General features: G+C 57.0%; 15 protein-coding genes. 13 read left to right on the forward strand and 2 right to left on the reverse strand.

What is annotated here, in order from left to right; all coding sequences use genetic code 11:
- Nucleotides 1-73 precede the first annotated feature (73 nt).
- The 5 genes from lpdA (at nucleotide 74) to EAO82_RS10760 (ending at nucleotide 5157) form a co-directional block, all read left to right on the forward strand.
- Nucleotides 74-1510, forward strand: a complete 1437-nt coding sequence (gene lpdA, locus EAO82_RS10740; protein WP_096345708.1) for a dihydrolipoyl dehydrogenase — start codon at nucleotides 74-76, stop codon at nucleotides 1508-1510.
- Nucleotides 1511-1795: 285 nt separating this feature from the next.
- Nucleotides 1796-2962, forward strand: coding sequence for an ADP-forming succinate--CoA ligase subunit beta (gene sucC, locus EAO82_RS10745; protein ID WP_096345709.1), 1167 nt, complete (start codon nucleotides 1796-1798; stop codon nucleotides 2960-2962).
- On the forward strand, nucleotides 2962-3846 hold the full coding sequence (gene sucD / locus EAO82_RS10750; RefSeq protein ID WP_096345710.1) for a succinate--CoA ligase subunit alpha: 885 nt from the start codon (nucleotides 2962-2964) through the stop codon (nucleotides 3844-3846). Before sucC ends, sucD begins: the two co-directional genes overlap by 1 nt.
- Before the next feature lie 163 nt (nucleotides 3847-4009).
- Nucleotides 4010-4765 carry a DUF599 domain-containing protein gene (locus EAO82_RS10755; RefSeq protein WP_096345711.1) on the forward strand — a complete coding sequence of 252 codons (756 nt, stop codon included), beginning with the start codon at nucleotides 4010-4012 and terminating at the stop codon, nucleotides 4763-4765.
- Entirely contained in the window at nucleotides 4762-5157 is a 396-nt protein-coding gene (locus tag EAO82_RS10760) for an MAPEG family protein (protein ID WP_096345712.1), read from the forward strand. The genes EAO82_RS10755 and EAO82_RS10760 overlap by 4 nt, the downstream gene beginning before the upstream one ends.
- Before the next feature lie 152 nt (nucleotides 5158-5309).
- Here EAO82_RS10760 and EAO82_RS10765 read toward each other — a convergent pair whose 3' ends face one another.
- Complete coding sequence (locus EAO82_RS10765; protein WP_096345713.1) at nucleotides 5310-5666, reverse strand: hypothetical protein; 357 nt, start codon at nucleotides 5664-5666, stop codon at nucleotides 5310-5312.
- Between the two features lie 160 nt (nucleotides 5667-5826).
- Here EAO82_RS10765 and EAO82_RS10770 point away from each other — a divergent pair, with 160 nt between their 5' ends.
- The 8 genes from EAO82_RS10770 (at nucleotide 5827) to EAO82_RS10805 (ending at nucleotide 14978) form a co-directional block, all read left to right on the forward strand.
- A complete protein-coding gene (locus tag EAO82_RS10770; protein WP_096345714.1) occupies nucleotides 5827-6300 on the forward strand; it encodes a PaaI family thioesterase in 474 nt (157 codons plus the stop codon).
- A 2-nt stretch (nucleotides 6301-6302) separates the two neighbouring features.
- Nucleotides 6303-6743: a PaaI family thioesterase gene (locus EAO82_RS10775; protein ID WP_096345875.1), complete on the forward strand. Its 441-nt coding sequence runs from the start codon at nucleotides 6303-6305 to the stop codon at nucleotides 6741-6743.
- 80 nt (nucleotides 6744-6823) lie between these two features.
- Nucleotides 6824-7831: a hypothetical protein gene (locus EAO82_RS10780; protein WP_096345715.1), complete on the forward strand. Its 1008-nt coding sequence runs from the start codon at nucleotides 6824-6826 to the stop codon at nucleotides 7829-7831.
- Nucleotides 7832-7986: 155 nt separating this feature from the next.
- Nucleotides 7987-9891, forward strand: coding sequence for a molecular chaperone HtpG (gene htpG / locus EAO82_RS10785; RefSeq protein WP_096345716.1), 1905 nt, complete (start codon nucleotides 7987-7989; stop codon nucleotides 9889-9891).
- Between the two features lie 179 nt (nucleotides 9892-10070).
- On the forward strand, nucleotides 10071-10847 hold the full coding sequence (locus EAO82_RS10790) for a dienelactone hydrolase family protein (protein ID WP_096345717.1): 777 nt from the start codon (nucleotides 10071-10073) through the stop codon (nucleotides 10845-10847).
- A 286-nt stretch (nucleotides 10848-11133) separates the two neighbouring features.
- On the forward strand, nucleotides 11134-12483 hold the full coding sequence (locus EAO82_RS10795) for a hypothetical protein (protein WP_096345718.1): 1350 nt from the start codon (nucleotides 11134-11136) through the stop codon (nucleotides 12481-12483).
- 188 nt (nucleotides 12484-12671) lie between these two features.
- Nucleotides 12672-14462, forward strand: coding sequence for an ABCB family ABC transporter ATP-binding protein/permease (locus EAO82_RS10800; protein WP_096345719.1), 1791 nt, complete (start codon nucleotides 12672-12674; stop codon nucleotides 14460-14462).
- 117 nt (nucleotides 14463-14579) lie between these two features.
- Entirely contained in the window at nucleotides 14580-14978 is a 399-nt protein-coding gene (locus EAO82_RS10805) for a nuclear transport factor 2 family protein (RefSeq protein WP_096345720.1), read from the forward strand.
- 41 nt (nucleotides 14979-15019) lie between these two features.
- Here EAO82_RS10805 and cobA read toward each other — a convergent pair whose 3' ends face one another.
- Nucleotides 15020-15772: a uroporphyrinogen-III C-methyltransferase gene (cobA, locus tag EAO82_RS10810; protein ID WP_096345721.1), complete on the reverse strand. Its 753-nt coding sequence runs from the start codon at nucleotides 15770-15772 to the stop codon at nucleotides 15020-15022.
- Nucleotides 15773-15818 lie beyond the last annotated feature (46 nt).

Consider the following 15818-nt stretch of genomic DNA (forward strand, 5'->3'; position numbering starts at 1 on the left):
GGCAAGTTGCCCCAGAGCGCCACAAGTGTAGGGGCAGCTTTACCCTAACAGCTGCAAACAGAGGAATTGGGTTATGAGTGATAAATACGATGTAGTGGTAATTGGTGCCGGCCCTGGCGGCTATGTGGCTGCCATTCGTGCCGCCCAACTGGGCTTAAAGACGGCTTGCGTCGAGAAATACGTAGGCAAGGACGGCAAGCAGGCCCTCGGTGGCACCTGTCTGAACGTGGGTTGTATTCCCTCCAAGGCGCTGCTGGACAGTTCCTGGAAATTCCATGAAGCCCAGGATGGTTTTCAGATTCACGGCATCAGCACCAAGGGACTGAGCATCGACATCCCAGCCATGCTGGAGCGCAAGGACAAGATCGTCAAGCAGTTCACTGGCGGCGTTACCGCGCTGTTCAAAGCCAATGGCGTTACCAGCATCGAAGGTCACGGCAAATTGCTGGCGGGCAAAAAAGTTGAAGTGACCGATTCCGAAGGCAAGACCACTATCATCGAAGCCGAGAACGTGATTCTCGCCTCTGGTTCGCGTCCGATCGATATTCCGCCAGCGCCGTTGACCGAAGACGTTATCGTCGATTCGACCGGTGCGCTGGAATTCCAGACGGTACCGAAGAAGCTGGGTGTCATTGGCGCCGGCGTCATTGGCCTGGAGCTGGGTTCGGTTTGGCGTCGTCTGGGCGCTGAAGTGGTTGTATTCGAAGCGCTGGACAAGTTTCTCGGCCTAGCCGATGAGCAGATCTCCAAAGAAGCCCTGAAGACCTTTACCAAGCAGGGTATGCAGATCCGTCTGGGTGCTCGCGTTACTGGTACTGATATCAAGCGCAAGCAAGTCACCGTATCCTTCACCGACGCAGATGGTGAGCAGCAATTGAGCTTCGACAAGCTGATTGTCGCCGTAGGCCGCCGCCCCTATACCGAAAACCTGCTGGCCAGTGATTCCGGTGTGGATATGGACGAGCGTGGCGTGATCTTTGTTGACGACTACTGCGCTACCAGCGTACCTGGTGTTTACGCGGTGGGCGACGCGGTACGTGGCGCCATGTTGGCGCACAAGGCCTCGGAAGAGGGCGTCATGGTTGCCGAGCGCATCGCTGGTCACAAGACTGCAATGAACTACGACCTGGTCCCCTCGGTTATCTATACTCACCCGGAGATCGCGTGGGTCGGCAAGAACGAGCAGCAGCTCAAGACCGAAGGCGTTGAAGTCAATGTCGGTGTGTTCCCCTTTGCTGCCAACGGCCGTGCCGTGGCTGCCAACGATGCTGGCGGCATGGTCAAGGTCATCGCTGATGCCAAGACCGACCGGGTGCTGGGTGTTCACGTGATTGGCCCTGGCGCAGCTGAGTTGGTGCAGCAGGGCGCAATCGGCATGGAATTCGGCACCAGTGCCGAAGACCTGGGCATGATGGTGTTCTCACACCCGACCGTTTCCGAAGCGCTGCATGAAGCAGCTCTGGCGGTAAATGGTCACGCAATACATGTCGCCAATCGCAAGAAGCGATAATATAGCGTCCCTGTGACTGGCAGGTCGGGTGTAAAACCTGCCAGTTCCCGGTGACATTATTTCGAAGCGGCAAATCCGGCCGAGCAATCGGTCTGGTCACCAATGGCGGTTCTGAACAGGGCGCGGGAAGTACATCGAACGCAACGGCGCGATTCGACAGCCAGGCAGCTGTTCAGAGCTTCCATCCCGGTGATAAGGGTAATGCAGGCAGGTGATCGGATTATTTCCGCTGATGCTGCCCGCGTTATGAACGCAATTCCTACACGATCAAAACGGTAGATACGCATGAATCTTCACGAATATCAGGGGAAGCAGCTGTTCGCTGAGTACGGCCTTCCTGTTTCAAAAGGCTTTGCAGTAGACACTCCAGAAGAGGCCGCTGAGGCCTGCGACAAGATCGGCGGTGACATGTGGGTAGTTAAAGCCCAGGTCCACGCTGGCGGCCGCGGTAAGGCTGGCGGCGTCAAGCTGATCAAGAGCAAGGAAGAAGCCAAGGCGTTCGCCGAAAAATGGCTGGGCCAGCGTCTGGTGACCTATCAGACAGACGCCAATGGTCAGCCAGTGACCAAGATTCTGGTTGAGTCCTGCACCGATATCGCTCAGGAACTGTACCTGGGCGCCGTCGTTGATCGCTCCAGCCGTCGTATCGTTTTCATGGCCTCTACTGAAGGTGGCGTGGAAATCGAGAAGGTAGCGGAAGAGACTCCCGAGAAGATCATCAAGGCCATCGTTGATCCGCTGGTCGGTCCCCAGCCCTATCAGGGCCGCGACCTGGCTTTCCAACTGGGTTTGAAAGGCGACCAGATCAAGCAGTTCACCAACATCTTTGTTGGCCTGGGCAAACTCTTTGCCGACTATGATCTGGCTCTGCTGGAAATCAATCCGCTGGTTATCAAGGAAGACGGTAACCTGCACTGCCTGGACGCCAAGATCGGCATCGACGGCAACGCCATGTACCGTCAGCCCAAGCTGCGCGGCATGCATGATCCGTCCCAGGACGATCCCCGTGAAGCCCACGCTGCCAAGTTCGAGCTCAACTATGTTGCGCTGGAAGGCAACATCGGCTGCATGGTCAACGGTGCTGGCCTGGCCATGGGTACCATGGACATCGTCAACCACCACGGCGGCAAGCCTGCCAACTTCCTGGATGTGGGCGGCGGCGCTACCAAAGAGCGCGTGACCGAAGCATTCAAGATCATTCTTTCCGACACCAATGTGAAGGCCGTTCTGGTCAACATCTTCGGTGGCATCGTTCGTTGCGACATGATTGCCGAAGGCATCATCGGCGCGGTGAAGGAAGTCGGCGTGAAAGTACCCGTAGTCGTACGTCTGGAAGGCAACAATGCCGAACTGGGCGCCAAGGTACTGAAGGAAAGTGGTCTGAACATCATCGCAGCAACCAGTCTGACCGACGCTGCCCAGCAAGTCGTCAAGGCCGCGGAGGGTAAATAATGAGCATCCTGATCAACAAAGACACCAAAGTTATCTGCCAGGGCTTTACCGGCGCACAGGGTACTTTCCACTCTGAGCAAGCGATTGAATACGGCACCAAGATGGTCGGCGGCGTAACGCCTGGCAAGGGTGGCACTACTCACCTGGGCCTGCCCGTGTTCAACACCGTGCGCGAAGCGGTCGAGAAAACCGGCGCTACTGCCAGCGTGATCTACGTTCCTGCGCCGTTCTGCAAGGACTCGATCCTGGAAGCAGCCAACGGCGGCATCGAACTGATCGTCTGCATCACCGAAGGCATCCCTACCCTGGACATGCTCGACTGCAAAGTCGTCTGTGACCAGTTGGGCGTACGCCTGATCGGGCCTAACTGCCCAGGCGTGATCACTCCCGGCGAATGCAAGATCGGCATCATGCCTGGTCACATTCACCTGCCAGGCAAGGTCGGTATCGTGTCACGTTCCGGCACCCTGACCTATGAAGCCGTGAAGCAGACTACTGACGCCGGCTTCGGCCAGTCGACCTGTGTTGGCATCGGTGGTGACCCGATCCCGGGCTCCAACTTCATCGACATCCTGCAGATGTTCCAGGATGACCCGAAGACCGAAGCGATCGTGATGATCGGCGAAATTGGTGGCAGCGCTGAAGAAGAGGCTGCGGCCTTTATCAAAGCCAATGTTACCAAGCCAGTGGTTTCCTACATTGCCGGCGTGACCGCACCTGCGGGCAAGCGCATGGGCCATGCTGGGGCGATCATCTCCGGTGGCAAGGGCACGGCTGACGAGAAGTTCGCCGCGCTGGAAGACGCTGGTGTTAAAACCGTGCGTTCACTGGCAGACATCGGTGTCGCGTTGGCTGAACTGACCGGTTGGGCTCTGAAGAAGTAATTCTTCGCTGAGACCCGTTGTATAAGAAACCTCGCTTCGGCGGGGTTTTTTTATGCGCAGGTGTCTTTCGCTGCACGCAGTGCTTCTCATCAGTACGCGTAGCGCAGAGCTGTCTATACTGACGCTGCAAGGACACATACGACTTTCTCGATAAGGGGCTTGAATGCTCGTGTTACCCGAACTGCCCGATGCCGGTGCCACATGGCTGAACCTGGTGGCGTTTTTCTGGTTTTTGTTTTGCTGGATCGGCTATACCCGGTACGCGCGCCACAAGGGACGCGATACTGTGTGCCTGGCGAGCGTGCTACACCTCTACCGCCAGGACTGGATGAGCCGGCTATTGATGCGTGAACAGCGCATAGCCGACGCAAGTGTGATTGGTAATCTGGAGCGAAATACCGCCTTCTTCGCCTCGAGTACACTGCTGATTCTGGCGGGTCTTATTACCCTGATGGGTGCAACGGATCGGGCTCAGGTTCTGCTGCAGGATATGCCCTTTGTGGCGACTGTCAGCCGGCAAATGTCGGAAATGAAGTTGCTGGTCATGTTGGCGATTTTTGTTTACGCGTTTTTCACTTTTTCCTGGGGCATGCGCCAGTATAACTTTGCCTCGGTGCTGCTTGGGTCCGCGCCTCTGGTAGGTGAAAAGAATGTCACCGAAACCGAACGCAAGGCCTATGCGGCCAGGGCCGCTGCAGTGCTGTCGATGGCGGGCAATGAGTTCAACCTGGGGCTGCGAGCTTATTATTTCGCGCTGGCGGCACTGACCTGGTTTATCAATCCACTGTTCTTCATGTTCACCACCGCAGGTGTGGTGTGGGTGCTGTACCGCCGGGAGTTCCATTCGGATGTGCTTGCGGTCATGATGTTCAGCCCGACGGTAACGACCGGTCCGGCCAGCCAGGAGAAAGGCGAATGAGCTTCCCACTATGGTGTTTGTTTTTTGCTGCGTTGTTGATTGTGTTTACCAAAGCGCCCGTCGCGGTGGCCATGGCCAAAAGCAGTGAAAAGGGTTACGACAACCGCCACCCGCGTGCCCAGCAGGCGGCGCTGACCGGTTGGGGTGCGCGCGCCATGGCCGCGCATTCAAATATGCTTGAGGCTTTCCCGTTGTTTGCCGCAGGGGTATTGGTCGCCCAGGTGACCAATACTCAAGGCTTCACGATCAATCTATTGGCGGCGTTATTTATCATTTCGCGCATTGCCTACACCGCTTTGTACCTGATGAATCTGGACAAGGTTCGCAGTCTGGTTTGGGGTGTTGGCTTTATCAGCTGCCTGGGTCTGCTTTTGTCGCCTGCATTGGCTTGACGAGTAGGGCGAATCGAGTTGGCACAATTGCTTTGCTGAAGGTCGAGTTGAGCAGGGCTTGAGCTGGAAGGCGCTAGGTGGTGGCGGGAGGTAAAACGATAAACAGGATAAACAGAGAGAAGGGCATGCCTGGCGAGGCATGCCCTGCGGTATTACTCTTCTTCCATGCTTTCTTCGATTGAGTTTTTAGTCTCAGCCGCAGAGTCACGAACATCACCAGCCTTTTCTTTCACATAGTCAGCGCTATCGTCATACGCCTCACCAACGGCATCGCCAGCTTCTTCCATGTTTTCTTCAGCGCGCTCACCCATGGTTTCTTCGTTACCAGTGGCTTCACGAGCTTTCAGCTCAGCTGCTTCGCCAGCTTCTTCCGCAGCGTCACCCATGTTATCCATGGACTCTGACATGGAGTCAGCGGCATCATCCATCTTGTCTTCTGGTTCGTCCTGGCAAGCTGCCAAGAGACTCAAACTGGCCATCAGAACGGCCGTTGCGCACAATTTTTTCATCGAATTCTCCTTGGTGATTATTACCCTATTCTTAGTCCGAGGAGATTTGTAATAGTTCCATCGCTCCGTGGACCTTCGATAGAATAGCTGAAGTGTGGAGTCTGCGGCGCGTTCTGTTTACTATGGCCGCCCTTATTGCGGCTGTTCGCCAGTATCGAGAATGTGCATGAACAATATCCAAGAGCGCGCCACCAGTTTTCTATCAGTTTTACGCCATTGCCAGGTATTGGGAATGACTGTGGAGCAGGCGGACGAGGAAGGTTTGATCATCAGATTGCCATACAGTCCAGCGATTGTGGGTAATCCTGTCAGTGGCGTCGTTCATGGGGGAGCCATTACCACTCTGATGGACACCTGTTGCGGCATTTCCACCGTGTGCTATCTGCCCGAATTTGAAATTTGCCCCACGCTCGATCTGCGAATCGACTACATGCATCCTGCCGAGCCGGGTAAGGCCATTTACGGTTTTGCCGAATGTTATCGAATTACCCCTACGGTTATCTTTACCCGCGGTGTTGCCTATCAGGATGACCGTGAGCAACCTATTGCTCACGTGGTAGGGACCTTTATGCGCATGGGGAAGCCGGATGCAAAAGGGCAGCTGTCGCGCAAGATTGACGGAGAGACGCAATGACCTTGACCACCGCACAAATCGAGCAGTTGGTGCGTGAGGCGCATGACTCGGGAAATTTCGCCCCCTTGGTAGCAAGCATTCCCTACGCCAGCACCATAGGTCTGCAGGTGTTGAGGCTGGGGGAGGAAGTGGTATTTCATCTGCCGATTGCCAAAGACAATATAGGCAATCCGGTTCTGCCAGCGTTGCATGGTGGCGTGATCGCCGGCTTTATGGAACAGGCGGCCATGCTGCATTTGATGATCTCGATGAGCAGCTCGAACTTCCCAAAAATAATCGATTTCTCCATCGATTATCTGCGCGCCGGTCTCTACAAAGACACTTATGCCACCTGCCAGGTATGGCGTCAGGGTAGGCGAGTGGGTAATGTGGCAATAACTGCCTGGCAAACACGCTCCAATGAACCGATAGCCACCGCCCGGGCGCATTTCAAGCTGGATTGACCGCCGCTGGCGATGATTGTCTTCATCCGCGACAGGCACGTCAGTTCCAGAGACCACCTACGCATCGGGAAAGTGCAGACATGGACGCCTTGTTGATCGTCAGCGGTATTGTCGCAGTGCTGATTGGCTGGATCTGGCTGGCGTTGCAAGCACGAAACCTGAGCCTGGGCCTGCTGTTGCTGGCGATTTTCCTACCGCTGATAACCTTGTTTTTGCGCCGCCGCGGTTATGCATTGATGCCGCGACTACTAATGTTCGTCGGGCTGATATTACTATTCGCCGGCGGCGCCTGGTTATACCGGGATCAACCCGAACGCTTTGATTCATTACTCGCCGGCGACTGGCTCGCGCGGCCATCGGCTCACCAGCTCGAAGGCGAGCTGATGGGCCAGCGGTTTGTGCCTGACCGTGTTTACTGGAAAGCTCAAGAACTGATACTGGAGGAGGGCGAAGACGAACGCGTACGGCGCTCGCTCAGCATTCGCTTTGCCAACACCTCAGAGCTGTTGCACCAACGCAGAATAGAACGTTTGCCCGGCGATGAGGGTGCGGGTCCGGAACTGGTCTTGCAGTGGTATACCGGCGCGCTGGAAGCGCCGGGATTGCGGCGGGTCGTGGACGATTACACCTTGAGTCTGGATTTCGCTCCGCAAGCCGACGGGCGCACTCGGGTGAATATTCATCTGCATCTGCCGAGCCCGGAAGCCACGCGGGTAACCGGGGAAGTCTGGCTGGAGGAAACACCAGGCTGGCTCAAGGCGCTGCAGCCTCTGGAAGCTAAGCCAGCGCCTGCCACCCCTGTCAGTCGCCCGGCGGTCCAGCGTTCTGTTCAGGCGCCGGTAGCGCCGCAACTGGGCGACTGGCAGACGGTCAGCCTGTTGGCTCTGCTGGATGAGCCGGAATTATTTATCGACCAGAACATCAGGCTGACCACGGTCACTGCCCGTGTGTACGAAGGTCGATTGAAAGCAGTCAGTGGTGATCAGCGCGTCGTCATAGCGCAGCCGCGCGGTCCCAATCAGGTGGATTATCATTTTCACCCGCTGGATATTCGCAGTCTGGAAGTGCGCTATCGTTCCAGGCGGTGACTTGAATTATCCGCAGTTGTCCCCATTAAAGGCCCATCAGTTCGTTGGCGAATGCGTTCGCTAACGAGCATTCTGTCATTGCCTTATCGACCTTTCACGGATCTGTAAGCCTTGACTGAAACATGCCTTGAGAAACCAAAGGGAGACAACCAAAGATGACCGTGGAAGCCCATAAGGAAACGCTCGGATTTCAGACAGAAGTGAAACAGCTGCTGCACCTGATGATCCATTCGATGTATTCGAACAAAGAGATCTTTCTCCGCGAGCTGATTTCCAACGCCTCTGATGCATCCGACAAGCTGCGTTTTGAAGCGATTGCCAAGCCTGAGTTGCTGGAAGATCAACCGAACATCGGTATCCGCATCAGCTCGGATGAAACCGCCAACACGCTGACCATCGAAGACAATGGCATCGGCATGTCGCGCGAAGAAGTGATCGAGAACCTGGGTACCATCGCTAAATCTGGCACCGCCGCGTTTATGCAACAGCTCACCGGTGACCAGAAGAAAGATGCCAGTTTGATCGGCCAATTCGGCGTAGGTTTCTACAGCGCCTTTATCGTTGCGGACAAGGTTGAAGTATTCACCCGCCGTGCGGGCCTGGACAACGCCGAAGGTGTGCGCTGGGAATCTGCTGGCGAGGGTGAGTTCACCATCGAGAACGTCGCCAAGGCGGAACGCGGTACGCGTATTGTGCTGCACCTCAAGGCCGCCGAGTCCGAGTTTGCCGATGGCTGGCGTTTGCGCAATGTGGTGAAGAAATACTCCGACCACATCTCCCTGCCCATCGAATTGCCCAAGCAACACACTGGCGAAGACAAGGACAAGCCAGCCGAGCTGGAATGGGAAACCGTTAACCGCGCCAGCGCACTCTGGACTCGCGCTCGTACTGAGGTAAAGGACGAGGAATATCAGGAGTTCTACAAGCATGTGGCCCATGACTTCGAGAACCCGCTGAGCTGGAGCCATAACAAGGTTGAAGGCAAACTCGAGTACACCAGCCTGCTGTACGTGCCGGGCCGCGCGCCCTTTGATCTGTACCAGCGTGAAGCGCCACGCGGTCTGAAATTGTACGTGCAACGTGTGTTCATCATGGATGACGCCGAACAGTTCCTGCCGTTGTACCTGCGCTTTATCAAAGGGGTGGTCGATTCCAATGATCTGTCGCTGAACGTCTCGCGTGAGATCCTGCAGAAAGATCCGGCGATCGACAGCATGAAGTCGGCGTTGACCAAGCGCGTACTGGACATGCTGGAAAAACTGGCGAAGAAGGAGCCAGAGCAGTATGCCACCTTCTGGAAGAACTTCGGCAGCGTGCTGAAAGAAGGCCCGGCAGAAGATTTTGCCAACCGCGAAAAAATTGCCAGCCTGCTGCGCTTTGCCTCTACTCAGCAAAATGACGACAGCGAAGTAGTCGGCCTCGACGCCTATATCGAGCGCATGCAGGAAGGGCAGGACAAGATCTACTACCTGACCGGTGAGCGTTACAACCAGGTGAAGAACAGCCCGCACCTGGAAATTTTCCGCAAGAAAGGCATCGAAGTCCTGCTGCTCACCGATCGTATCGACGAGTGGCTGATGAGCCATTTGAGCGATTACCAGGGCAAGACCTTCGTGGATATCGCCCGCGGTGATCTGGATCTGGGTAAGCTGGAAGCCGACGAGGACAAGCAGGCTCAGGAAGAAGCGGCCAAGGCCAAGGCTGATCTGGTACAGCGCATCAAGGCTGTGCTCAACGACAGCGTTGAAGACGTCAAAGTCTCGCACCGTCTGACTGATTCACCGGCGGTATTGGTGATCAACGAAGATGGCATGGGCTTGCAGATGCGCAAGATCCTTGAAGCGACTGGGCAGCCTGCACCGGAAAGCAAACCGATTATGGAAATCAACCCGGCGCACCCGCTGCTGGAGAAGCTCGATCAGGAGCAGGATGAAGCGCGCTTCGGCGATCTCAGCCACATCCTGTTCGACCAGGCGGCGCTGGCGGCCGGCGAAAGTTTGCAGGACCCGGGTGCTTATGTGCGGCGCTTGAACGCCCTGCTGGTGGAACTTAGCAAGTAGGCTGCAAAAGCGGTACATGTGTGAACCTAGGCCCAGTCATTCCGATGACTGGGCCTTTTTATTGGCCAATGCAAATGGCGACAGGATGTGACAACCCCCCGCACCACCTCGCTAAACGTCTATGCTTGCAGACAGCCACCTTCAACACCGCAAACCATTCAGCCTGTGAGGAAGCCGATATGAGAAAGACCCTGACCACCATGATGATGCTTGGCGCCGCAGGGGCGGCCAATGCCGAGATGGTAACCCAGCCGGTCGCCTACGAGATTGATGGCGAGGCCTACGAGGGCGTGCTGGTTTACGACGGTTCGGTGGAAGACAAGCGCCCGGGCTTGCTGATGGTGCCCAACTGGATGGGCATGACCGAGAACTCACTGAAGAAAGCCTACCGTGCTGGCGGCTCTGATTACGTCGTGTTTGTTGCTGATATGTATGGCAAATCGGTGCGACCGAGTAATGCCGACGAGGCCAAGGAGGCCGCCACCTTTGTGCGGTCAGACCGACCATTGATGCGCAAACGTATCAACGCTGCATTGGACGTATTCAAACAAAGTGATCTAGCAGTGCTGGACAGTTCAAAAATGGGCGCTATCGGCTTCTGCTTCGGCGGTGGTGTGGTGCTGGAACTGGCACGCTCGGGTAGCGAAATCGACGGCGTGGTGTCTTTCCACGGTAATCTGGATACACCGGATGCCAGCGATGCCAAGGCAATCAAAACCCCGGTATTGGTCCTCAACGGCGCAGACGATCCGGCCGTGCCTGCCGAGCAGATCCGCGCCTTCGAAAAGGAGATGCGTGATGCCGAAGTGGATTGGCAGTTCGTGAACTATGGCGGAGCGGTGCATTCATTTACCGATCCTACCGCGGCTAATCCGGGGCGCAATGAATATCACCCTCAGGTGGCCGCTCGCTCATTCGCCGCCATGCAGCTGTTTTTTGCCGAGACCATGGAGTAAAGCGGCCTAAGCTAGAGGCTTATTCACGGCGGTGATGACACGTACTTGCCCTCGGTGTGGCTGTGTTGTCACACCGTGCTGTGGCTGCAAAGCGTGACAGGGCTTAACGATTGGCAAACCCTATGAGGCTTTTTGCGGCTCACGACGGCTCTGGAGGGCACTTCACAGCCTATGCCCATTTGCGATTTCAGACGGCATAATGGATGCCGTCCTTAACGGCACACCGCAACGGTGTGTACCGTCAATTGACCTAAAAGAATAATTTCAACGTCACGGAGAGTCTGTTATGTCCAAACCCGAATTGCCCGGTTGGCGCTGGGGCCCCTTTACCTTCCGCATGCCTTTTTATCACACCCGATTTTATTGGCAAGAAGCGTTGCAGGGCTTGTTTGTAGCGGCAGCCACAGGCTTGGCGCTGGTGCCGTTGATGATGGAGTTTTTTGGGCTCGGGTTTGAAGAAGCGGTCGCGGTATCGATGATCCATTCGGCGATCATTGCCTCGGCGATTATCGTGTTTGGTGAACCCTATGCGCCGGGGTGGATTACGCCAGCGCTACCACTGGTGCTTGCGTATGTACTCGGAGGCTACGACGATCCAGCCTCACGCTGGCAGGCCATGACAGCGCTGTCACTTAACTTCGCCGCCTTGCTGTTTATTCTGGGTATTTCCGGGCTGGGCAAGAAGTTTGTGCTCTGGCTGCCCGACACCCTCAAGGCCGGTATTATCCTTGGCGCCGCCATTGCCGCCCTCAAGCGTGTATTTATCGACGACGCCGAGCGCTTTCTGCTGCAGCAACCCATTGCGATTACATTGGCCTGCGCCGTGTGTCTGATCTTCGCCTTCTCGTTGCCAATGGCGAAGCTCAAGGCCAAGTACAAGGTGTTTGCCATCATTGGTGCGCTTGGTTTGCTGCCAGGCTTCATGATCGCTGCGTTGGTTGGTCCGCTGGTTGGCGAGGTAACGTACGACATTCAATGGGGCATTCTTATTCCGCCGGTCGGTGATGCCTGGGCGCAGATGTCACCCTTCGCTATTGGCTGGCCGAGTCTGGAAATGTTCCTGCAGGGCATTCCGCTGGCGATCATTACCTACGTCATCCTGTTTGGCGATATGGTCACCGGTAACGAAGTGATCCGTGACGGTCTGACTGCGCGTCATGACGAGCATATCGACATCAATCCGACGCGCACACATCTGTCAGTGGGCATACGCAATGCGGTAATGGGCATAACGGCACCATTTTTCCCCACCCAAGGCACCATGTGGACAGGCGTGCAGGTAATCATTGTGCAGCGCTGGAAGCAGGGCAAGGAAAACATGAACAGCCTGCATAGTGGCATGGCGTCCTATTACCTGATGGGCATTCCGTTGATGTTCTTCCTGCTGCCACTGCTCACGGGGCTGCAGCCGCTGCTGGGCATTGCGTTGTCGCTGACGCTGGTGTTAACCGGTTTTGCCTGTGCTTACGTGGCCATGGCCATTCCGCAAAACAATACAGCGCGGGGTACCGTGGTGCTTATCGGTGCTGCACTGGCATTTTTCGACCCCTGGATCGGTCTGAGCTTCGGTGTGCTGGCGACGTTGCTGCTGGTCGGTTGGGACGTCAACCGCGATCCGATTCCGCACGAGGACTGACCGCCTCTGGGCGGTTAGCGACAAGCTTCAAGCTATAAGCTTCAAGAAAAACCCCGCCAGCATTGGCGGGGTTTTGGTTAGAGTGTTGACATTGTCGGGCTGCGGCCCAAACTGAGCGCGCTTGCCGCTTGCCGCTTGCCGCTTGCCGCTTGCCGCTTGCCGCTTGCCGCTTTTCCGAAGGAAACCCTGTGCGCCCCAATTCCGATAGTCAATACGATGGTGGGCCGGTCAACTGGCGCATCATGACCAGCCTGATCCCCTATCTCAGCGAGTTCCGTGGCCGCGTTGCCTTGGCCATGGGCTTTCTGCTGGTCGCCAAACTGGCCGGCGTGGCGGTGCCCTGGGCGCTGAAGCTGATCGTAGAGCATTTCGAAGCGACGGCCGATGCACTGGTCCTGGTGCCGGTCGCTTTGTTGGCCATGTACGGTTTGTTGCGTTTCTCCAGTGTGTTTTTCTCCGAAATGCGTGATGCGGTCTTTGCCCGCGTAGCCGAGCGCGCCATGCGCCGGGTGTCGTTGCGGGTATTCGAACATCTGCATCGACTGGATCTGGGCTTTCATCTGGCACGCCGCACCGGCGGGCTGGCGCGGGATATTGAACGCGGCACCAGCGGCATCAGCTTTCTACTGCGTTTTATGGTTTTCAATATCATTCCCACACTGCTTGAGATCGGCTTGATTGCGGTGATTCTGCTGGCCAACTTCAGCCCCATGTATGCGCTGACGGTACTGGGATCGGTGCTGTTGTACGGCACGTTTTCAATCTGGTGTACCGAATGGCGCAACCGCTTTGTGCGCGAGAGCAACAAGCTCGACAACAGCTCCAATACCCGGGCGGTGGACAGTCTGCTGAATTACGAGACGGTCAAATACTTCGGCAATGAGCGCTTCGAAGCGCAGGAGTACGACACGCACCTTGAGGGCTGGGAAGCAGCGCGGATGAAGAATCGCCTGTCATTGGCAGCGCTAAATTCCGGGCAGGCACTGATCATTGCCGGGTCAGTGACGCTGATGATGTTCATGGCCGCCAACCAGGTCGCCGCTGGCGACATGACCCTAGGTGAGCTGGTGATGATCAATGCCTACATGATCCAGCTGTTCGTGCCGCTGGGCTTTCTCGGCTTTATCTACCGCGAGATCCGCGAGGCGCTAACCAACATCGAGCGTCTGTTCGGTTTGCTGGAAGCGCCGGTCAAGGTCGCTGATGCAGAAGATGCCAAACCGTTGCAGATCACCGGTGGTGCGGTGGACTTCGACCAGGTCAGCCATGCCTACGATCCTGCCCGGCCGATTCTGCAGGGTGTGGACCTGCATATCCCTGCCGGCCATACCCTGGCCATCGTCGGCCCCAGCGGCGCGGGCAAATCCACGCTGGCACGGCTGCTGTTTCGCTTCTACGACGTCGGCGGCGGGGCGATCCGCATTGATGGGCAGGATATTCGCGGCGTGACCCAGGACAGCCTGCGCCAGGCCATCGGCGTGGTACCGCAGGACACGGTGCTGTTCAACGACAGCATCGGCTACAACATCGCCTACGGCAAACCCGGTGCGACTGAAGAGCAGATCTGGCAGGCGCTGCGCATGGCGCAGCTGGAAGATTTCGTTCGGCGCCTGCCCAAGGGTTTGAATACCCAGGTGGGGGAGCGTGGTCTGAAGTTGTCCGGTGGCGAGAAGCAGCGTATCGCTATCGCTCGGGTGCTGCTGAAAAATCCGCCGATACTGATTCTCGACGAGGCTACCTCTTCGCTGGACACCCATGCCGAGCGGCTGATTCTGGATGCGTTGAATCTGATCTCGCAAAAGCGCACCACATTGGCCATCGCCCACCGATTATCGACCATCGTGCACGCCGAGCGCATTCTGGTACTGGACCAGGGGCGGGTAGTGGAGCAGGGCAGTCATGAGGAGCTGCTCGCGGCGGGCGGCGCCTACGCGCGCCTCTGGGCCGATCAACAACGGGAGCAACAACCCCAGGGCTGACATGATTTGACCATCGCTGGCAGCCGGAGCATAGCGCCCTTATTCTTGACACTTATGCGACTTGAGCCAGCCGGGCAGGCGATCAAGAATGCTGCAAACAGACAGAGGAGCACGTTCATGAGTAGCGTAATCGAACAGTGGCATCAGATCGTCAAACACCAGGACGCACAAGGCCTGGATGCGCTGTTGGCGGAGAACGTGGTGTTCCACTCGCCAGTAGTGCATACCCCGCAGACCGGCAAGAAGATCACCCGTCTGTATCTGATGGCAGCGATGCAGGTGCTCAATGCGCCCGGGCATTTCAGCTACCTGCGTGAAATAGAGCAGGGCAATCACGCAGTCCTCGAGTTCGAAACCCTGATCGACGGCGTGAAGATCAACGGTGTGGATATGATCGAGTGGAACGATGCCGGTCAGATCATCGATTTCAAGGTCATGGTGCGGCCGCTGAAAGCGATCAATGCCATTCATCAGGCGATGGGCTCGATGCTTGAGGCAATGAAGCCGAAAAGCTGAGACGGAGCCAGCAAGCCCAGCTTGCTCGGCTTGCTGGCTGGTTAGTGACCCACAGCCGCCAATGCCGCAGGTTGGTTCAAATGGCGCGCCGCAGCGACCACATCGCCAATCACCAGCACCGCGGGGCTTTGTAACTGGAAGGTCCCCGCTGCCTCGTAGAGGTCGGCGAGAGTGCACATGTGCTGACGCTGATCCGGCAGGCTGGCTCGCTCGATCATCGCCACGGGCGTGCTCGCAGGCATGCCACCGACCAATAGCCCTTGCTGGATTTGCCCCAGCCGCGCGACACCCATATAGATGACCAGGGTGGTGCCGCCCATCGCCAGGCCTTGCCAGTTCAGTTCGCTATCGTCCTGCGTATGCGCGGTCACCAGGGTGACGCCGCGGCTGGTACCACGCAACGTCAGCGGAATCCCGCATTGGGTTGCGCCGGCGAGGCCAGCGGTTATGCCATTAACGATTTCCGATTCAATCCCGCGCTCGGCCAGCCATTGCGCTTCTTCACCGGCGCGACCAAAAATGCACGGATCGCCGCCCTTCAAACGCACCAGCTTGCGGCCCTGGCGGGCGTAGCGCAGCATCAGGCGGTTGATAAAATCCTGTGGCGTCGAGCGGCAGCCGCCGCGTTTGCCCACCCGTACCAGTTGCGCCTGCGGGCAGTGCTCAAGAATGGCTGGATTGACCAGATCATCGACCATGACCACATCGGCCTGACCGAGTATGCGCACTGCTTTGAGGGTCAGCAGTTCCGGGTCGCCAGGACCTGCACCTACCAGATGGACAAGAGCGGTCATGGGGTTTCTCCGTTGGATAGGGTGTGATGGTTCCGGCCGTTCGCGC

Source organism: Halopseudomonas pelagia (assembly GCF_009497895.1).
GTDB lineage: Bacteria > Pseudomonadota > Gammaproteobacteria > Pseudomonadales > Pseudomonadaceae > Halopseudomonas > Halopseudomonas pelagia_A.